The sequence below is a fragment of the Pseudomonadota bacterium genome (assembly GCA_016719885.1).
In the GTDB taxonomy this organism is placed as follows: Bacteria; Pseudomonadota; Gammaproteobacteria.
On record JADJYF010000001.1, the window covers coordinates 94,526 to 113,592 of the forward strand.

A 19,067-nucleotide genomic window follows, 5' to 3' on the forward strand; every position below is an offset into this window, starting at 1 on the left:
GCGGCAGGCGGCCTTCAACCTGCTAGCATGCGCATGAAAATCCGCACTGACAGGGGAGCACCACCATGAGCACTTTCTACGGCGAGCACAATCGCGCGCTTCAGGACCAGTTCGAGACCCGCAAGATGGCCGACCTCATGGAGCAGGCCATCTTCAAGACCGCGCTCGACGAGATGGACAAGCAGTTCGTCGCGAGTCGCGACATGTTCTTCCTGTCGACCATCGACAACCAGGGCCGGCCGACGGTGTCGTACAAGGGCGGCGACCCGGGCTTCGTCAAGATAGTCGATGACCAGACCATCGCCTTCCCGAGCTACGACGGCAATGGCATGTACTATTCGATGGGCAACCTGCTCGGCAACCCCGAGATCGGCATCCTGTTCATCGATTTCGAAACGCCCAACCGCATGCGCCTGCAGGGGCGCGCCTCGGTCATGCCCAACGACCCCTTGCTCGCCGAGTACAAGGAAGCGGATCTCGTGGTGCGGGTGGCCATTACCCAGACCTGGGTCAACTGCCCGCGTTACATCCATCGTTACAAGAAGCTCAACCAGTCGCGCTATGTGCCGCGCGCCGACAGTGACACGCCATTTTGCGTATGGAAGCGCATCGAGGGCTTTCACGAGGTGTTGCGCCCTGGCGACATGGGCCGTCCCGCGACCGAAGGCGGTCTGCTGAGCATCGAGCAATACATGGAAAAGGTCGCCAAGGGCGAGGCCTGAGCCGGGCACGCGACGTCGGCCCGGGCGGGCGTCGCGGACTCCGTGCGCCTTTGTATATAAAAGCGCTCAACCCGTGGGCAGGAATTGCCGCTATCCGGGCATTGCCTCTGAAAGCGGGCCCGGAGCGAGCGTGCAGGACCAATTCTTCATCAATACAGCAGCCTGCGTCGGCGCCCTGTGCAGGGTGCAGCAGACCGCCGTCGAACTTTCACTGGCGGCCAAGAACGCCAAGGCCATCGCCTACCGTGCCGGCACCAAGGCCGTCGGTTTCAAGCCACTGACGGATTTCATCGACGAGATGGGGCGCGACACCTCGCGCCTGGTGACCGAGATCAACGCCACGGCGCTGCGCATTGCCCGCCGCGCGGTGGATGATGTGCGGCTGCAGGAGGCGAGTGGGCGATTTGACAGCGCTCAAGAAGCGCTTGGCGGCGGCAGCGATTATCTACGCGGCATCCAGATCAAGTTGCAGGACGAACTCATGGGCAATCGCCAGGAAATCGCGCGCGGCCTGCGCCGCCTGCTGGAACTGCTGAGCGAGATCAATCACCGCATGCGCGCCGCCGCCGTCATCTCGACCCGCGCGCGGGTCGAGGCGACCCAGGCCGGCGACTACGAGAGCGGCCTGCAACTGGTCGCCGATACCGTCGAGCGTTCGGCGGCCACCATACGAACCATCATTTCGCGCTGTGACCGACAACTGCGCGACGCGGCCTGAGGCGAGATTCCCCAATGCGCAGCACATCACTGTATTCCAACAAGCACCAGTGGGTGGTGTTCGGGCGCGACCCGGCCAAGGTCGCGGACATCATCGACACCAACCAGTACCTCATCGTCGACGGCAAGCGCTCCTTGCTGCTCGACCCGGGCGGCATCGAGAATTTCTCGGCGATGCTGTCGGCGGTGGCGGGCTTTTGCGACATCGAACAGATCACCGATATCTTCGCTTCTCACCAGGACCCGGACATCATTTCGTCGCTGGGCCTGTGGGACCGCGCCGTGCCGCATGCGCGCCTGCATGCGCCGTGGCTGTGGGAAGGCTTCCTCAAGCACTTCGGCTGTCACAGCATCGAGTACGTGTCGATTCCCGATGAAGGCGGCACGCTGGCGCTCGAGACCGTGAACCTGGAGTTCATCCCGGCGCACTACCTGCACTCATCGGGCAACTTCCACGTCTACGACAGCCGCGCGCGCATCCTTTTCAGTGGTGATGTGGGCGCCGCGCTGGAGCCGCCGGAGGCGCCGATGTTCGTCGACGACTTCGCGTCCCACGTCGGCAAGATGACCATGTTCCACCAGCGCTGGATGCCGTCCAACCGCGCCAAGAACGATTGGATAAAGCGCGTGCGTCGCCTCGACATCGACATCCTCGCGCCCCAGCACGGCCGCCTGTTCCGCGGCGACGACGTGACGCGCTTTCTCGACTGGTTCGAGGCCCTGGAAGTCGGTATCGCGGTCGGCGACGACAGGCTCGCCGAGGTCGCCTGAAAGCGGACCGCGCGCTCAGGCGCCGAGCGCGGCGCTCACACTGCGATGGAAGTGGATGAGCCCCGGCTCGTTGCGCCCGAACAGGATGCTGCTCTGCGCGCCGCTGTGAAAACCATGCTGGATGCCTTCCCCGATCGGGAAGTCCTCCTTCTCCACCACGTGCACCACGAGATCCATGTTCTTGTCCCAATGGCGACGCGCGGCCTCGCTGTGCGCGGGCTCGGGGGTGTACAAGGACAACAGCGTGATCGATTCGTCGGCGCTGGCGCCGGGATGAATCTGCCACAGCTCGACATGGTCGAGCTGCCACACCAGGACGGTGTTCGGGAACAGCACGTAGATGCTGACGATGTGCGGCAGGAGATTCCAGCTCGACGCCTGCTCGCCACGGATCTGCTCGATGCTCTTGCGTGGACTGACCAGGCGGAAGTGCGGCCCCCAATGATCGAAGGCGCCGAGATTGTCATGGAAGATGGCGCAGATGGAGTCGCGGTGCAGAACGCAGAAGTGGTAGGACTCGAGGAAGGTGTCGAGCAACAGTTTCCAGTTCATGCGCCGCGTGAGCGTGCGGGTTTCATAATGGTGGAAGCCGGACAGCGCGAAGCTCGCGAGCTCGTCGTTCAGTGCGCCAAGGTGCGCATCGAGGTCCAGCGTGGCCTGCGCGCGCGGCATCACCCAGATCAGGCCATCACGTTCCTCGGTGGCGAGGGGCGTGAGTCCCAGTCCCGCGTGGGGCGCGCCATCGAAGGCGCTGTCGGCGGGGCGCACCTTGAGCTGTCCGTTCAGATCGTAAGACCACGCGTGGTAGGGACACACCAGCGCACGCGTCTTGCCGCAGCCGTCGGCCACGCGCGCGCCACGATGGCGACACACGTTGAGGAAGGCCTGCACCCGTCCCTGCTCATTGCGCGTCAGCAGCAGCGGCAAGCCGCTGACGTCGTGGGTTTGAAAGCTGCCCGGCCGGGGCAGGAGACCGCTCATGCCGACGCACATCGGTAGCGCGCGAAACAACTTCGCCTGTTCGAGAGACGCGGTGGCTGCGCTGGTGTAGTCGTCGACCGCTTGCAGGTAGAGCTCGGGCGCCATCGCGGTACTGCGCGTGTCGATGTAGTCGAGCAGTTGGCGACCCAATGAAATCTGTGCGGCTTGCAGCATCCTCGGCACTCGGGTGTAGCGTCGCGCGAGTATAGCCAGGAGCTGCGCAAGCCGGCGCGCGGGCGGGCGGAACGCGGACAAAAAAAAGCCCGGCGCGAAGCCGGGCTTTCATACCGACGGGTGTTGCGTTGGGACCGTCGTGGCGGATCTCTCGCCGGACTTTGCGGTCCGGGTCAATGCTGCCTGGGTACAGATTAGATCACTTGGGCCTTGAATGCTCCCCCGAAAATGGGGGGCTAAGGCCTTGTATTGTTTATGATAATTTGAGAATTACAAACTAAGAGTCTGATCTGACAGGCTTAAGTCAGTGCAAACTCGAGAAAGCATCAATTGATATTTTTCGTGCCCGGCATATATGACGGCGAAATATCACGGCACTCCTGAGCGCCGCCGCCGGATGCCGCACATGTTCCCCGGCGCCTCGCAGCATAGCCCGGCTTGCCGCGCCGCCAAAGCAATCTCGAATCGGCCCGACGCGCCGCCGCGGTGCGAGCTCTATGTACAATGCCCGCAGGTCTCGGGGGGAGTTCGAGCATGTACGCAAGGTTATGGCGAGGGCTGTGCACTGGCTTGGTGATGTCGATTGCCTGGGCATGGTGCGCCGCGGCGGAGGAATCCGAAGTGGACGTATGGGCGACGCTGTTGCGGCCCCAGTACTTCGGTGAGCGCGACATCGTCGAAGGCAAGGAGCTCGTCGAATTGCGCCTGCCGGCCCGCGCCGAGGACGCCGGGGTGGTGCCGATCAGCGTCAACGCCAAGATCCCGCAGAGCGCCGAGCGTTACATCCGCACCCTCTACGTCTTCATCGACCGCAATCCCCGCCCCCTGGCCGGCAAGTTCGAACTGACCCCGGCGATGGGCAAGGCCGACCTCGCCATGCGCCTGCGCATCAACCAGTTCACCAATGTGCGGGTGGTGGCGGAAACCAACGACGGCCACCTTTACATGGACAAGGGCTATACCCGCGCCAGCGGCGGCTGCTCGGCGCCACCGCCGTTCCTGGCGCTCAAGGAAGCGCGCGAGCACATCGGCGAAATGAAGTTCCACGCCCAGAGCAGCACCCAGGACAGCGACGTGGCACTGGGCCAGTTGCTCATCAGTCATCCGAACATCACCGGTATGCAGCTCGACCAGCGTACCCGTGCCTACCTGCCGGCCGAGTACGTGACCAAGGTCGCGCTCAAGTTCAATGGCGAGCACATCCTTAGCGCCGAGACCGACATCTCGATCAGCGAAGACCCGAGCTTTCGCTTCTTCTTCAAGCCCAAGAGCGGCGGCACCATGACCGCCGAAATGACCGACTCCACGGGGCGCCAGTTCAGTCACAGCTTCGAGGTCGCGGGCGCCGCGGGTACGGTCACCCGCTGAGTCCCCGGTGGTCCGATGTCGCGCGTCGCCGTGTCGCGAAACCCGCCGAAGTCACCGACACGCGTGCGCTGGTGGCGCCACCCGGCGCTCTACGCCGCGCTGATGCTGTTCGCCGCCGACGCCTTGCTGCTGGAGCAAGGCCTGCTGGCGGCGCTGCTGCTGATGACCGTGTTTGGCTGGTTGGTGCCCAAGGCGCTGTTGTTGAGCAAGGTACGGCGCGATGCGTGGCCGACGCTGCGCCTCGCGCTGCTGTTCGGCGCGACGGCGGTCGCGATCATGGCGACCATCAACCTCAACAATCACCTGGCGCGACAGCGCGCCGCGCGTCTCATCGAGGCCATCGATCTCTACCACGCCAGCCAGGGGCGCTATCCGCTGGCGCTGGACGCGCTGGTGCCGCGTTACATCGCCGCCGTGCCGCGTGCCAAATACACACTGGCCTTCAACCAGTTCATCTACCGCCAGCAGGCGCCCCGTGCGCGCCTCGGCTATGTCGAAGTGCCGCCCCTGGCGCGCCCCTGTTTCGATTTTGAACAGCGGCGCTGGCTGGGAGCGGAGCGCGCGGGCGCCGCCCAACCAAGCTGCGACCGGGCTTTTATGGTCGCCGAACAGGAGCCGATGCGATGAGCGTGAGAGTGGAAAAGAACGGTGCCGTGACCACCGTCATCCATAGCCGTGCCGAGGCGCGCAATGCCATGGACCCGGCCAGCGCCGAAGCGCTGACCGCCGCCTTCCTGGCCTTCGACGCTGACGACGAGGCCAGCGTCGCGGTGTTCTGGGGCGAAGGCGGTGCGTTCTGCGCCGGGTGGGACCTGAAGGAGGCGAGCAGCCTGGTGGGCCGCGACGACCCGCTCGCCGAATTCGATTTCGGCGCTGACGGCGAGGCCATGCCACGTGGGCCGATGGGCCCGAGTCGCCTCGCGCTATCCAAGCCGGTGATCGCGGCGGTCGCCGGTCCAGCGGTGGCGGGCGGCTTCGAACTGGCCCTGTGGTGCGACCTGCGCGTGATGGAAGAGAGCGCCTATTTCGGCGTCTATTGCCGGCGTTGGGGTGTGCCCCTCATCGATGGCGGCACGGTGCGACTGCCGCGCCTGGTCGGCGAAGGGCGCGCGCTCGACATCATCCTGACGGGGCGCAAGGTCACGGCCGAGGAAGCCTTGCGCATCGGCGCCTGTGAGCGCGTGGTGCCCGATGGCAGTGCGCGGCTGGCGGCCGAAGCCCTGGCCGCCGACATCGCACGCTTTCCGCAGGCTTGCGTGCGTGCCGATCGCCGCTCGGTGTACCTGCAGCAGGGCTTGTCGGAAGCCGACGCGCTGCGCGCCGAATGGTGGAACAGCAAGGCGGTGCTGAAGGCCGAAGGCATCGCCGGCGCCACGCGCTTCAGCGGCGGGCGTGGCCGGCACGGCAAGTTCGATGATCTTTAGGAACGAATGTCAGACTGAAGTCCGACCCACAATTTTTAAGCATTCTCCGTGGGTCGGACTTCAGTCTGACATCTTGCATTTCCGGCGCGACAATCCTCAATACAAGCCGGTGCGGTAATTCTCTTCGATCAACTCGTCGACCTGGGTCACCACTTCGGCGGTGGGCGGCGCGTCGGGCGCGGCGGTCTGTTCCAGGATCATCTTGCCGAGCGAGGGCAGAGCCTTGCGATCCTGCCTGCTTGACTCGTGCCACAGCTTGGAGCGCTTGACCGCCTTCGCGCAGTGCAGGTAGGCCTCGTCGACCGCCACACGGATACCGACGCGCGGGGTTTTGCCGTTGACCGTGGCCTGCGACAACAGCGCGTCGTCGATCACGATGTGGGCGCGGCCGTTGACGCGCAGCAGGTCCTCGAATCCCGGCACCATGAACAGCAGGCCCACGTTGGGGTTCTCGATGATGTTGCGCATGGTGTCGAGGCGGTTGTTGCCGGGCCGGTCGGGGATGAACAAGGTGTTGTCGTCCAGCACCTGCACGAAGCCCGGCGCATCGCCGCGCGGCGAGACGTCGGCACGGCCGTCGGCCGAGGCGGTGCCGATGGACACGAAGGGCGAAAGCGCGATGAAGGCGCGGCAATGGCGGTCGAGATGGGGGATGGCCTTGCGCACCGCGAGTTCGATCGGCGTGCCGATGAAGGCCTGCAATTGTTCGGTGGAGGTGAAGACCTTGGGGGCTGGACCGGACATGCACTGACTCCTCGGGACATACGCTGACAGGCGACGAATATAACGCAGCGACATGCGTGGCAGGGAGCCACGCCGGGATTGTTTGTCCGACCCCTATTGCAGCGCACACTGGAAACCGACCATATTACTCGGTACGACGGCGAGCGGCCGCGCGGGCTCGGCCCCGCATGCGGCATCGCCCTTGCCCAACCAGAGGAGAGTGCAGATGAAAATCGCCGTGCCACGCGAAGTGCACGCCGGCGAACGCCGGGTCGCGACCACACCCGAGGTCGTCAAACAACTGACGAAGCTCGGCTTCGAAGTGAGCGTCGAAGCCGGCGCCGGTTCCGCCGCGAGTTATGCCGACGAAGCCTATGCCGAAGCAGGCGCGACGCTGGTCGCCGACACGCGCAGCCTGTGGAGCGAAGCCGACATCATCTTCAAGGTCCGCGCACCGCAGGCGCATCCCACCCTCGGTTGCCACGAAGCGGAGCTGTTGCGCGCCGGGCAGACGCTGATCTCCTTCATCTGGCCGGGCCAGAACCCCGAACTCATGGAAAAGCTGGCCGCCACCGGCGCCAACGTGCTGGCCATGGACAGCGTGCCGCGCATCTCGCGCGCGCAGAAGATGGACGCCCTGAGTTCGATGGCCAACATCGCCGGCTATCGCGCCATCGTCGAAGCGGCCGGCGTGTTTGGCCGCTTCTTCACCGGCCAGATCACCGCCGCCGGCAAGGTACCGCCGGCCAAGGTGCTGATCATCGGCGCCGGCGTTGCCGGCCTCGCCGCCATCGGCGCGGCCAAGAGCATGGGCGCCATCGTCCGCGCCTTCGACCCCCGCCCCGAGGTCAAGGAGCAGGTCGAGAGCATGGACGCCGAGTTCCTGATGCTCGACTTCAAGGAAGAGGGCAGCGGCACCGGCGGCTACGCCAAGACCATGAGCAAGGAGTTCATCGAGGCGGAAATGGCGCTGTTCGCCGAGCAGGCCAAGGAAGTCGACATCATCGTCACCACCGCCCTCATTCCCGGCAAGCCGGCGCCCAAGCTCATCACCGCCGAGATGGTTGCGAGCATGCGCAACGGCAGCGTCATCGTCGACCTCGCTTCCGAGCAGGGCGGCAACTGCGAATTGACCGTGCCGGGCGAGATCGCGGTGCGCCATGGCGTGTCGATCATCGGCTACGCCGATCTGCCGAGCCGTCTCGCCACCCAATCGAGCCAGCTCTACGCCACCAACCTGCGCCATCTTCTGACCGAATTGTCGCCGGCCAAGGACGGCAACATCGTCATCAACATGGAAGACGAAGCGATCCGCGGCGCGACCGTCATCAAGGAAGGCGCCATCACCTGGCCGCCACCGCCGCCGACCCTGTCCGCCGCGCCCAAGAAGACCGAGAGCGCCGCGCCGCCGCCCAAGGCGCACGGCCATGGTCACGGCGCACCGGCCGCCAACCCGATGTCGACGCTGATCGTGCTGATTGTCGGTGCGCTCGCGATGTGGGGCATCGGTAGCGTCGCGCCGGCCGCCTTCATGTCGCACTTCACGGTGTTCGTGCTGGCGGTGTTCGTCGGCTACCAGGTGATCTGGAACGTGACGCCGGCCCTGCATACGCCGCTCATGAGCGTGACCAATGCCATCAGCGGCATCATCGTCATCGGCGCGCTGCTGCAGATCTCGACCGAGGGCTTCATGATCACGCTGCTGTCGGCGGCCGCAATCCTGCTCGCGACCATCAATATCGCCGGCGGATTCCTGGTCACCCAGCGCATGTTGCGCATGTTCCAGAAGTAGAGGCAGCCATGGGAACCGGAATCGTCACCGCGAGTTACATCATCGCCGCCGTGCTCTTCATCCTGAGCCTCGGCGGTCTCAGCAATCCCGAAACCGCGCGCCGCGGCAATGCCTACGGCATGGCCGGCATGTTGATAGCCATCGTCTCCACCGTGCTCGGCCCCGAGGTCACCGCCGGCGGCATGGCCATCCTGATATTGGTCATGCTGATCGGCGGCAGCATCGGCTTCATCGCCGCCAAGCGCGTGCAGATGACCGAGATGCCGGAACTGGTCGCGATGCTGCACAGCTTCGTCGGCCTGGCCGCCGTGCTCATCGGTTACGCCACTTATGTCGGCGGCACCGGCGACATGGAAGGCGCGGAGAAGACCATCCACGAGGTCGAAATCTACCTAGGCATCCTGATCGGCGCCGTGACCTTCACCGGCTCGGTGGTCGCTTTCGGCAAGCTGCGCGGCAAGATCGACGGCAAGCCGTTGACCCTGCCGGGGCGACACTGGCTGAACCTGGGGCTCGGTCTCGCCTGCGTGTGGCTGGGTTCGAGTTTCATCCACGGCGGCGGCGCCTTGCCGCTGATCGTGATGACGCTCATCTCGCTCGCCTTCGGCGTGCACATGGTGATGGCCATCGGCGGCGCCGACATGCCGGTCGTGGTGTCGATGCTGAACAGCTATTCCGGCTGGGCGGCGGCGGCCACCGGCTTCATGCTGTCGAACGATCTCTTGATCGTGACCGGCGCGCTGGTCGGCTCCAGCGGCGCGATCCTCTCCTACATCATGTGCCGCGCCATGAACCGCCAGTTCCTGTCGGTGATCGCCGGTGGTTTCGGTTCATCGGGCGGTGGCCCGGTGGCGGCCATCGAGGGCGAGGTCAATCCCTTGAGCCCGGAAGAAACCGCCGAGCTGCTGCGCGAAGCGTCGAGCGTCGTGATCGTGCCGGGCTACGGCATGGCTGTCGCCCAGGCGCAGAACACGGTGTACGAGATCACCAAGAACCTGCGCGATCGCGGCAAGACCGTGCGCTTCGCCATCCACCCGGTGGCGGGCCGCATGCCCGGCCACATGAACGTGCTGTTGGCGGAAGCGCGCGTGCCCTACGACATCGTGCTGGAGATGGACGAGATCAACGAAGACTTCGCGTCCACCGACGTGGTGCTGGTGATCGGCGCCAATGACATCGTCAATCCCTCGGCCCAGGACGAGCCCAACAGCCCCATCGCCGGCATGCCGGTGCTGGAGGTGTGGAAGGCGCAGACCGCCATCGTCATGAAGCGCTCGATGGCGAGCGGCTATGCCGGCGTCGACAATCCGCTGTTCTTCAAGGACAACACCCGCATGCTGTTCGGCGATGCCAAGCAGAGCCTGGATGCGGGGTTGAAGGCCTTGCCGTGCTGAGTTGCCTGCGAGGGCGCGAGCTCGGTCGCGCCCTCGTGTCGGTCTTCGCGAACCGAAGTGGCGCCGAGTTCTTGCTTGAATCTGGAATCGTCAGACTGAAGTCTGACCCACAGGTGTCTCTCCTTCCATTTGTGGGTCAGACTTCAGTCTGACATCCGCGCCCACCGCGAGGCGCCAGCCACGACCTCACCTTCCCACCGCGAACCAGCCCTTGCCCTTCAGGCAACGCAGCATGCCGACCGTCACCACCTTGGCGTTCGGCGCGACGGTGTGGGCATCGCCGAGCGTCGTGCCGCAGCTGGCCTGGTCGGCTTCGAGGCCGCCGGCGGTGCCGCCGAGTTTCCACCAGCTCGCAACCGTCAATTTCTTCAGCGGGTCGGCGGGTGGCGTGGCCGTCGGCTTGGCGGCCTGGGGTATGGACTCACCCGCGCGGCCCGCGGCTGCCACGCTGATGGTCGGCGCCGCGTGAGTCACCGCGATGTCGTCACTGGCTTGCGCTTGCTCGGCAAACAGGACTGCGTCGCCGCTCGGCTTGGCGTAGACGAAGCCCGCCGCATTCAGGCACGCCTTGTAGGCTTCCACGTCGGCGCTCTGCGCCCGGCAGGCCTGTTCGGTGGCCTGCATCTGAGCGGGGCCGGCGCCGCGTTTGAACGTGACTTCGGCACAGCCATTCAGCAAGACCAGGGTACAGCCACAGGCCAGCAGCGCCGCGCGGCGCCCGGTATCGAGCCAGGTGTTCAATTCAATATCCCCTCGCGGATCACGAACTCGGCGATGGTGTCGAGACCACGGCCTTCGCGCAGGTTGGTAAAGACATAGGGGCGCGTGCCGCGCATGCGCCGGGTGTCGCTTTCCATGACCTCCAGCGACGCGCCGACATGGGGCGCGAGATCAATCTTGTTGATGACCAGCAGATCCGAGCGCGTGATGCCGGGCCCGCCCTTGCGCGGGATCTTCTCGCCCTCGGCGACGTCGATGACGTAGATGGTGAGATCGGCTAGCTCCGGGCTGAAGGTCGCGGCGAGGTTGTCGCCGCCACTTTCCACCAGCACCAGATCGAGATCCGGGAAGCGCGTGCAGAGCTCCTCGATGGCGGCGAGATTCATGGACGCGTCTTCGCGGATGGCGGTGTGCGGGCAGCCGCCGGTCTCGACGCCGACGATGCGATCGGGTGTCAGTGCCTGGCTCCTGATCAGGAACTCGGCGTCCTCGCGCGTGTAGATGTCGTTGGTGACGGCGGCAATCTGGTAGTCGTCGCGCAGGCGCTTGCACAGGGCGTCCATGAGCGCGGTCTTGCCCGAGCCCACCGGCCCGCCGATACCGACCCGCAGCACCGGCTTGTTGCGTGGCAGGGGATTCAACATGGGTATTTCCTCAGGTTCAGCGCTTGCGCGCATCAGGAACGGAACAGTCGGGTGTACTGGGTTTCGTGCAAGGCGCTGGCCATGGCGAGCGCCGGCAGGCTGCCGCCGATGTCGTCGTCATCGAGCGTGAGGCCAATGGCCACGGCGCGGCTCAAGGGCTCGAGCAACTCGCACAGCAGACGTTGGCCGGCCACTTGCCCGAGCGGAATGAGCTTCACGCCCGCCAGCACCTGGCCTTCCAGCCACGCCCAGGCATAGGCCTCGGCGGCACTGTCCCGTGGCACCAGCCAGTGCACCGCCGCGCAGGCGAAGCTCGCCGCGAGCGGCACCTTGCGGCCCGCCGGCAAGGGCAGGTGCTCGACACCGAGATCGCGCAACAGGCGCGCCAGCGCCAGGCCGCGATCGCAGTCGTCGGCGCGCAGTTCGCGCGTCTCGCGTTGCGCGATGAGTTCCGCGCTGCGCATCGTCATGGTCTCGACATCTCCGTGTGCGGCGGCCTCATGGAGGCGCGCGTAGAGCGGGATGTCGACGGCGCCCAGGCCCTGTTCGAGCTGATCACGCAGCCACGCCGCCAGCGAGGCGGCGTCTTTCACCCAGCCAAGCTCGACCGCCATCTCGAGACCCTGGGAATAGGCGTAGGCGCCTATCGGCAGGCTCGGGCTCGCGAGCTGCATGCAACGCATCAAGGCGGACACGCCGCGGTTCAATGGGCGTGCCCATGGCCGTGCGCGTGGCCATGGCCGGCCGCCAGCGCGGTGCCCGCGTAGGCGCCGCTTTCGGGCTCGAACACCACCGCTTCCTCGACCACGCTCAAGCCCAGTTGTTCGAGCATGTCGGCCAGTACGTGGTCGCGCAGGCAGCGCACCCAACCTGGCCCCACCGCGATGGCGACGTGACGATTGCCGAGGTGATAGCAGGCCCGCGCGAGGCGCAGCGGATCGCTGGTGCGCGCCGTCATCACCGCTTCCGGCGCGGCCTGCACGCGTACCACCGAGTGATCTTCGCCGCGCAGCAGGTCGCCATCGCGCAGCACCGTGCCGGGCGGCAACATCAGCGCCGCCTCGCGGCGGCTGTCCAGCACCACGCGCTGGCGGCTTTTCTGTCGCTGCTCGAAAGCCAGCGTCAGCGAATCAGTGACCGAGGTCGCCGGGCCGGTGAGTTTCTGTATCAGGCGTTGCATGGCGGGCTCTTCGTCAAAACAGGAAATAGCGTTGCGCCAGCGGCAGCACCGCGGCGGGTTCGCAGGTCAGGAGTTCACCGTCGGCGCGCACTTCGTAGGTCTGGCTGTCGACCTCGATGTGCGGCCGCGCGTCGTTCAACACCATGTCGGCCTTGCCGATGCGGCGCGTGTTGGCCACCACGCCGACGAGGCGTTTCAATCCCAGGCTTGCCGGCACGCCGGCCGCCGCGGCCGCCTGCGAAATGAAAGTCATGGAGGTCGCGCCGAGCGCGCCGCCGTAAGCGCCGAACATCGGCCGGAAATGCACCGGCTGCGGGGTCGGAATGGACGCATTGGCATCGCCCATCGGCGCCGCCACGATCATGCCGCCCTTGACGATGAGGCTGGGCTTGGCGCCGAAGAAGGCCGGCTTCCACAACACCAGGTCGGCGAGCTTGCCGACCGCGATGCTGCCCACTTCATGGGCGATGCCGTGGGTGATGGCCGGATTGATGCAGATCTTGGCGATGTAGCGCTTCACGCGGCCGTTGTCGTGGCGCGCCGGGTCGCCGGCCAGCGCGCCGCGCTGCACCTTCATCTTGTGCGCGGTCTGCCAGGTGCGCGTCACCACTTCGCCGACGCGGCCCATGGCCTGGGAATCGGACGAGATCATGGAGAACGCGCCGAGGTCGTGCAGGATGTCCTCGGCGGCGATGGTCTCGCGGCGAATGCGCGATTCGGCGAACGCCACGTCCTCGGCGATCGATGGCGACAGGTGATGGCAGACCATCAACATGTCGAGGTGCTCGTCGATGGTGTTGATGGTGTAGGGCCGCGTGGGGTTGGTGCTGGACGGCAGCACGTTCGCTTCCATGCACACCTTGATGATGTCCGGCGCATGGCCGCCGCCGGCGCCCTCGGTGTGGTAGGTGTGAATGGCGCGGCCCTTGCAGGCCGCCACCGTGTGCTCGACGAAACCCGACTCGTTCAAGGTGTCGGTGTGGATGGCGACCTGCACGTCGTGCTTGTCGGCCACCGCCAGGCAGTTGTCGATGGCGGCCGGTGTCGTGCCCCAGTCCTCGTGCAGCTTCAAGCCGATGGCGCCCGCCGCCACCTGTTCTTCGAGCGCCGCCGGCAGGCTGGCATTGCCTTTACCGAGAAAGCCCAAGTTGATGGGCAGGCCTTCCGCCGCTTCCAGCATGCGCGCCATGTACCAGGGCCCCGGCGTGCAGGTGGTGGCATTGGTGCCGGTGGCCGGGCCGGTGCCGCCACCGAGCAGGGTGGTGACGCCCGACATCAGCGCCTCGTCCACCTGCTGCGGGCAGATGAAATGGATATGGCTGTCGATGGCGCCGGGCGTGACGATTTGCCCTTCGGCGGCAATCACTTCGGTACCCGGGCCAATGATGATGCTCACGCCCGGCTGCACGTCGGGATTGCCGGCCTTGCCGATGCCGACGATGCGGCCATGACGCACGCCGATGTCGGCCTTGACGATGCCCCAGTGGTCGACGATGAGCGCGTTGGTGATGACGAGATCGACCGCGCGGGTGTTGTCGTACTGGCTCTGACCCATGCCATCGCGGATGACCTTGCCGCCGCCGAAGGTCACTTCCTCGCCGTACAGCGTGTGATCGTGCTCGACCTCGATGACGAGCGCGGTGTCGGCCAGGCGCAGGCGGTCGCCGCTGGTGGGGCCGTAGAGTTCGCCATAGGCGCGACGCGAGAGGCGGCTCACGAGGCGTCCTCCAGGGCACCCATCACCGCACCCTGAAAGCCGTAGACCTTGCGCGCGCCGCCGAAGGCGACGAGTTGCACGCGGCGCGTCTGGCCCGGTTCGAAGCGCACCGCGGTGCCGGCCGCGATGTTGAGGCGATAGCCGCGCGTCGCCGCGCGCTCGAAGGCCAGCGCCGGGTTGGTTTCGAAGAAGTGGTAGTGCGAGCCGACCTGTATCGGTCGGTCGCCGGTATTGGCGACTTCGATGTCGAGCGTTGCGCGACCGACGTTCAGTTCGATATCGCCGTCGGCCGGCAACAGTTCGCCGGGAATCAATTCTCCGGCAGGCATGGCGTCAGCTATCACTTGCGGCTCTCCGGCATGGGTTCGTCAGACGATCGGGTCATGGACGGTCACGAGCTTGGTGCCGTCGGGAAACGTCGCCTCGACCTGCACGTCGTGGATCATGGCGGGCACGCCCGCCATCACGTCGTCGGCGCTGAGCACCGTGCGGCCGAGCGTCATCAGTTCCGCCACCGTGCGCCCGTCGCGCGCGCCTTCGAGGATGGCGGCGCTGATCAGCGCCACCGCTTCCGGGTGATTCAATTTCAGGCCGCGTGCGCGCCGCCTCTCGGCCAGCAGCGCGGCGGTGAACAACAGCAGCTTGTCGCGTTCGCGGGGCAGGAGATCCATGCTTCATTCCACTCGTGATTCAAGTTGACCAGATACGAGGCGCGTGGGCTTCGCGCGCCAGCAGGGTAGGGCGCAGGGCGCTCCACAGGCGTTCGCACAGGGTGCGCAGCGGCGCGACGTGCGTCGCAAGCAAGCGACACACCAGCAGGTCTTCGAGCAAGGTGGCGCCGGCGAGCGTCGATGGCGTCGCCGCCAGGCAGGCGCGCGCGACGTCGAGATGGGCGGTGTCGGCGCCGCTGGCGATGAGCGTGGCCGAAGCGGCATGGCCGCGCAGGCCGGCGCCATCGGCATCGAGGGCGCGACCTTGCGCGGGGCGCAGACGTTCGAGCAACACGGGCGAGCCGTCGCGGTAGAGGGCAATGCGCTGATCGACGCTGCCCAGCGCGAAGCCCTCGCCGCAGGCCGGCCGGCCGAGGCACAACAGTTCCCAACCCACGAAGCGCGCGCGCGGTGCGAGATCGATACGCGTGCTGATGGCGGCACGCGCGGCCTCGAACAGCAGGTTCTCCTGCGGCAGCCATTCCAGGCAGGCGTCGTCTTCCACCGCGAAGCGCTGCGTCAAGCGCGACACCTGCGCGCTGGAACGATAGAAGCGCGTGGCCGAGGGCGTGGTCAGCAGCACCTGCGCGCCGGCGGCGAGCGTGACCGTCACATGCAATTCATCGCCGCCGACGATGCCTGCCGGCGGATGAATGAGATAGGCGTGGCACACGTCGGCGCTTTCGGGATGGAAGGGGCGCTGCACCAGCAGCGGCCCGCTATGACGCTGCGCGGTGAGGCGCGTGCGCGCACCGCGCAACGCGAACTCGAGCGCGAGTTCGGCGCGCCACGGCAGCGTGGTGGCGGCGACGCTCAAGCTTCAGCCCATCCACACCAGGGCGAGGCCCAGCACGCCGCTCGCGCTCAAGGCGCCGCGCAGCACGCGCGCATGGCGGCCGTCGTTGATGCGCGTTGCGATGGCGAAGCCGGCGGCGTGCAGCAGCACCGAGCCGAGCACGAACCAGGCGCCCGCCCAGCCCAGGCCCGCGAGTTCGCTGCCGTGGGCGTGGCCGTGAAAGATGCCGGCCACGGCGCTGACGAGCAGGCAGGCCAGCGCCGGAAGCCGCGCCTCGCGCGCCGCCAGCGGGCCGAGCAACACCACGCTGAGCGCAATGCCGGTCTCGACCGCCGGCAGCGGCACGCCACCGGCGCCGAGCGCGGCGCCCGCCATCAAGCCGCCGACGAAGCCGAGCGGCGGCAGCAGGCGACGCGCCGACGTGGTGAGCGCCGCCCATGCGCCGACGACCAGCATGGCCAGCACATGATCGAGGCCAAGGAAAGGATGGATGAAAGCCTGCCATTCGGCGGCATGGGCGGCGAGCGGATGGGCTTCGGCCAGGGGCGCGGCCAACAGGCCGATGAGCAGGGCCGGGGTGTGCGTGAGTTTGAATGACATCGACATGAATCTCCTGGAAATGAAACGACACATCAGACCGACAGGTACTGACGCACCAATTCGTCGTTCAATTGGTCCATGGCGTCACTCGCCACCACGCGGCCCTTGTCCATCACGCAGAAGCGATCGGCCACGCGCCGCGCAAAGGGCAGCTTCTGTTCAACCAGCAGTACCGTGAGCCCCAGTTCGCGATTCAAGCGCAGGATGAGATCGCCAATCTCGCGCACGATGTTCGGCTGTATGCCTTCGCAGGGCTCATCGAGAATCAACAGGCGCGGCTCCAGCACCAGCGCACGGCCAATGGCGAGTTGCTGCTGCTGACCGCCCGACAGGTCACCGCCGCGACGGCGCAGCATCTTCTTCAACACCGGGAACATTTCGTAGACGCGCGCCAGGGCCGCGTGGCCGTGGCCGCCGCGCGTGGTGATGCCGAGGCGCAGGTTTTCTTCCACCGTCAGGCGCGGAAAGATCTCGCGGCCTTGCGGCACGTAGCCGATGCCGAGACGCGCGCGGCTTTCGGCCGGCTGCCCGGCCAGCGCCACGCCGTCCAGCGTCATGTCGCCGTCACGCACGCTTTCGAGCCCCATCACACAGCGCAGCAGGGTCGATTTGCCGACGCCGTTGCGGCCCATCAGGCAAGTGCAGGCGCCGCTCGCCACCTCGAGGTCGAGATCCCACAGCGTGTGGCTCTCGCCATAGAACTGGTTGAGTTTGCTGATCGTGAGCATCACGCCCCCAGGTAGACTTCGCGCACGCGCGGGTCGTTCTGTACGTCCTGCATGCTGCCCTCGGCCAGCACGTGGCCTTCATGCAGCACCGTGACCTTGCGTGCGATGGAACGCACGAAGTCCATGTCGTGCTCCACCACCACCACCGAGCGCTGGCCGGCCAGCGCCACCAGCAATTCGGCGGTGCGTTCGGTTTCCTGGTGGGTCATGCCCGCCACCGGTTCGTCGATCAGGAGTAGTTGCGGTTCCTGCATCAGCAGCATGCCGATCTCGAGCCACTGTTTCTGGCCATGGGACAAGGCGCCGGCGCGCTGTTCGCGCTGCGCGGCGAGCCCCACCAGGTCGAGGGTCTCGGCGATGCGATCGAGGGCCGCGCCGTCAAGGCGCGCGCGCAGGCTGTGCCATACGCCCTTGCTGGCGCGCATGGCGAGCTCGAGATTGGTCGCCACCGGCAATTGTTCGAACACCGTCGGCTTCTGGAACTTGCGCCCGATGCCGGCCTCGGCAATCTCGGGTTCGCTCATCTTCAGCAGGTTGAGGCGCGGACCGAACCACGCACGGCCGCGGTCGGGGCGGGTCTTGCCGGTGATGACGTCCATCATGGTGCTCTTGCCGGCGCCGTTGGGGCCGATGATGCAACGCAGTTCGCCGCGCTCGATGTAGAGCGTCAGTTCATTCAATGCACGAAAGCCGTCGAAGCTGACGGTGATGTTCTCGACGTACAGGTTGCCTTCGCCGACGCGCGACGAGATGCCAGCCGCGTCGCTGCCGGCGCGCGTGAAGTCATCCCACCAGGTCGGCGCCGCGGCGGGTGTCGACGGCGCGTTCATGCCCATTGCTCCCTGCGCAGGTAGCCGGCGATGCCGCGCGGGATGAGCAGGGTCACCAGCACGAACATCGCGCCAAGCACGAACAGCCACAACTCCGGCAGCGCGCCGGTGAAATAGGTCTTGGCGAAGTTGACGACGAAGGCGCCGAGCAGCGCGCCGTAGAGCGTGCCGCGGCCGCCCACCGCCACCCAGATCACGAGTTCGATGGAGTTGAGCGGTGAGAACTCGCCGGGATTGATGATGCCGACCTGTGGCACGTAGAGCGCGCCGGCAATGCCGGCCAGCATCGCCGAGGCGGTGAACACCCACAGCTTGTAGTGCTCGACCTTGTAGCCGATGAAGCGCGCGCGGTTCTCGGCGTCGCGCACCGCCACCAACACGCGCCCGAACTTCGAATTGATGAGCGCGCGGCAACCGGCGTAGGCCAGCGCCAGGGCCAGCGCCGAGGCCACGAACAGCGCATTGCGCGTGCCGTCGGCGGCGAGATCGAAGCCGAGCATGTCCTTGAAGTCGGTCAGGCCGTTGTTGCCGCCAAAGCCCATCTCGTTGCGGAAGAAGGCCAGCAGCAGCGCATAGGTCAGCGCCTGCGTGATGATCGACAGGTACACGCCGGTGACGCGCGATCGGAACGCGAAATAGCCGAACACGCCGGCCAGCACGCCCGGCGCCAGCACCACCATCGCCATCGCGTAGGGAAAACTCTCGAAGCCCCACCATGCGACCGGCAGTTCCTGCCAGTTGAGGAACACCATGAAGTCGGGCAGGTCGGCATTGCCGTACACGCCGCGCTCGCCGATCTGGCGCATGAGGTACATGCCCATCGCATAGCCGCCCAGCGCGAAGAACGCACCGTGGCCCAGGCTCAGGATGCCGCCGAAGCCCCACACCAGGTCCACCGACAGCGCCAGCAGGGCATAGCACAGGTACTTGCCGAGCAGGGTCACGGTGTAGGTCGATACGTGCAGCGAAGATGTTTCCGCCGTGCCGAGATTGAGCGTCGGTACCGCCACCGCCATCAGCAGCAGCAGGCCGTAGACGAAACGGTCGGGATGCATGCGTGCGAGTGCGCTCATCGC

General features: G+C 66.3%; 22 protein-coding genes. 8 read left to right on the forward strand and 14 right to left on the reverse strand.

Features of this window, described 5'->3' with window-relative positions; genetic code table 11:
- Window positions 1-65: 65 nt before the first annotated feature.
- The 3 genes from IPM80_00460 (at window position 66) to IPM80_00470 (ending at window position 2,210) form a co-directional block, all read left to right on the forward strand.
- A complete protein-coding gene (locus IPM80_00460; GenBank protein ID MBK8956916.1) occupies window positions 66-722 on the forward strand; it encodes a pyridoxamine 5'-phosphate oxidase family protein in 657 nt (218 codons plus the stop codon).
- A 130-nt stretch (window positions 723-852) separates the two neighbouring features.
- Entirely contained in the window at window positions 853-1,440 is a 588-nt protein-coding gene (locus IPM80_00465) for a chemotaxis protein (GenBank protein MBK8956917.1), read from the forward strand.
- Between the two features lie 14 nt (window positions 1,441-1,454).
- Window positions 1,455-2,210, forward strand: a complete 756-nt coding sequence (locus tag IPM80_00470; GenBank protein ID MBK8956918.1) for an MBL fold metallo-hydrolase — start codon at window positions 1,455-1,457, stop codon at window positions 2,208-2,210.
- 15 nt (window positions 2,211-2,225) lie between these two features.
- Here IPM80_00470 and IPM80_00475 read toward each other — a convergent pair whose 3' ends face one another.
- Entirely contained in the window at window positions 2,226-3,365 is a 1,140-nt protein-coding gene (locus tag IPM80_00475; GenBank protein ID MBK8956919.1) for a Rieske 2Fe-2S domain-containing protein, read from the reverse strand.
- A gap of 534 nt (window positions 3,366-3,899) precedes the next feature.
- Here IPM80_00475 and IPM80_00480 point away from each other — a divergent pair.
- Genes IPM80_00480 through IPM80_00490 form a run of 3 tightly spaced genes read left to right on the forward strand, consistent with a single transcriptional unit; the run spans window position 3,900 to window position 6,157 of the window.
- Window positions 3,900-4,733, forward strand: coding sequence for a quinoprotein dehydrogenase-associated SoxYZ-like carrier (locus IPM80_00480; GenBank protein ID MBK8956920.1), 834 nt, complete (start codon window positions 3,900-3,902; stop codon window positions 4,731-4,733).
- A 15-nt stretch (window positions 4,734-4,748) separates the two neighbouring features.
- Window positions 4,749-5,360, forward strand: a complete 612-nt coding sequence (locus IPM80_00485; protein MBK8956921.1) for a hypothetical protein — start codon at window positions 4,749-4,751, stop codon at window positions 5,358-5,360.
- Window positions 5,357-6,157 carry a crotonase/enoyl-CoA hydratase family protein gene (locus tag IPM80_00490; GenBank protein MBK8956922.1) on the forward strand — a complete coding sequence of 267 codons (801 nt, stop codon included), beginning with the start codon at window positions 5,357-5,359 and terminating at the stop codon, window positions 6,155-6,157. Before IPM80_00485 ends, IPM80_00490 begins: the two co-directional genes overlap by 4 nt.
- A 96-nt stretch (window positions 6,158-6,253) precedes the next feature.
- Here the strand turns inward: IPM80_00490 and IPM80_00495 are convergent, their stop codons facing one another.
- Window positions 6,254-6,901 (reverse strand): pyridoxamine 5'-phosphate oxidase family protein, encoded by a 648-nt coding sequence (locus tag IPM80_00495; GenBank protein MBK8956923.1) that lies wholly within the window; start codon window positions 6,899-6,901, stop codon window positions 6,254-6,256.
- 205 nt (window positions 6,902-7,106) lie between these two features.
- On the opposite strand from IPM80_00495, the gene IPM80_00500 reads away from it, so the two are divergent.
- On the forward strand, window positions 7,107-8,672 hold the full coding sequence (locus IPM80_00500; GenBank protein ID MBK8956924.1) for a Re/Si-specific NAD(P)(+) transhydrogenase subunit alpha: 1,566 nt from the start codon (window positions 7,107-7,109) through the stop codon (window positions 8,670-8,672).
- Between the two features lie 8 nt (window positions 8,673-8,680).
- Window positions 8,681-10,066 carry a Re/Si-specific NAD(P)(+) transhydrogenase subunit beta gene (pntB, locus tag IPM80_00505; protein ID MBK8956925.1) on the forward strand — a complete coding sequence of 462 codons (1,386 nt, stop codon included), beginning with the start codon at window positions 8,681-8,683 and terminating at the stop codon, window positions 10,064-10,066.
- A gap of 186 nt (window positions 10,067-10,252) precedes the next feature.
- On the opposite strand, the gene IPM80_00510 is transcribed toward pntB, so the two are convergent.
- From IPM80_00510 to urtC, 12 genes are read right to left on the reverse strand one after another with little or no spacing between them, the layout of a single operon-like run.
- On the reverse strand, window positions 10,253-10,807 hold the full coding sequence (locus tag IPM80_00510) for a hypothetical protein (GenBank protein MBK8956926.1): 555 nt from the start codon (window positions 10,805-10,807) through the stop codon (window positions 10,253-10,255).
- The gene (gene ureG, locus IPM80_00515) at window positions 10,804-11,430 is read right to left on the reverse strand and encodes an urease accessory protein UreG (protein MBK8956927.1); all 627 of its coding nucleotides are present in this window, start codon (window positions 11,428-11,430) and stop codon (window positions 10,804-10,806) included. Before ureG ends, IPM80_00510 begins: the two co-directional genes overlap by 4 nt.
- A 32-nt stretch (window positions 11,431-11,462) precedes the next feature.
- Complete coding sequence (locus IPM80_00520; GenBank protein ID MBK8956928.1) at window positions 11,463-12,113, reverse strand: urease accessory protein UreF; 651 nt, start codon at window positions 12,111-12,113, stop codon at window positions 11,463-11,465.
- Between the two features lie 20 nt (window positions 12,114-12,133).
- On the reverse strand, window positions 12,134-12,610 hold the full coding sequence (ureE, locus tag IPM80_00525) for an urease accessory protein UreE (protein MBK8956929.1): 477 nt from the start codon (window positions 12,608-12,610) through the stop codon (window positions 12,134-12,136).
- Between the two features lie 13 nt (window positions 12,611-12,623).
- On the reverse strand, window positions 12,624-14,327 hold the full coding sequence (gene ureC / locus IPM80_00530; protein ID MBK8956930.1) for an urease subunit alpha: 1,704 nt from the start codon (window positions 14,325-14,327) through the stop codon (window positions 12,624-12,626).
- A complete protein-coding gene (locus IPM80_00535) occupies window positions 14,324-14,641 on the reverse strand; it encodes an urease subunit beta (GenBank protein MBK8956931.1) in 318 nt (105 codons plus the stop codon). The genes ureC and IPM80_00535 overlap by 4 nt, the downstream gene beginning before the upstream one ends.
- 54 nt (window positions 14,642-14,695) lie before the next feature.
- Entirely contained in the window at window positions 14,696-14,998 is a 303-nt protein-coding gene (locus IPM80_00540; GenBank protein MBK8956932.1) for an urease subunit gamma, read from the reverse strand.
- A gap of 19 nt (window positions 14,999-15,017) precedes the next feature.
- Entirely contained in the window at window positions 15,018-15,854 is an 837-nt protein-coding gene (locus tag IPM80_00545) for an urease accessory protein UreD (GenBank protein MBK8956933.1), read from the reverse strand.
- A 3-nt stretch (window positions 15,855-15,857) separates the two neighbouring features.
- Window positions 15,858-16,433, reverse strand: a complete 576-nt coding sequence (locus tag IPM80_00550) for a HupE/UreJ family protein (protein MBK8956934.1) — start codon at window positions 16,431-16,433, stop codon at window positions 15,858-15,860.
- A gap of 32 nt (window positions 16,434-16,465) precedes the next feature.
- Window positions 16,466-17,161 (reverse strand): urea ABC transporter ATP-binding subunit UrtE, encoded by a 696-nt coding sequence (gene urtE, locus IPM80_00555; protein ID MBK8956935.1) that lies wholly within the window; start codon window positions 17,159-17,161, stop codon window positions 16,466-16,468.
- Window positions 17,161-17,991: an urea ABC transporter ATP-binding protein UrtD gene (urtD, locus tag IPM80_00560; GenBank protein ID MBK8956936.1), complete on the reverse strand. Its 831-nt coding sequence runs from the start codon at window positions 17,989-17,991 to the stop codon at window positions 17,161-17,163. Before urtD ends, urtE begins: the two co-directional genes overlap by 1 nt.
- Complete coding sequence (gene urtC, locus IPM80_00565) at window positions 17,988-19,064, reverse strand: urea ABC transporter permease subunit UrtC (protein MBK8956937.1); 1,077 nt, start codon at window positions 19,062-19,064, stop codon at window positions 17,988-17,990. The genes urtD and urtC overlap by 4 nt, the downstream gene beginning before the upstream one ends.
- Between the last annotated feature and the right edge of the window lie 3 nt (window positions 19,065-19,067).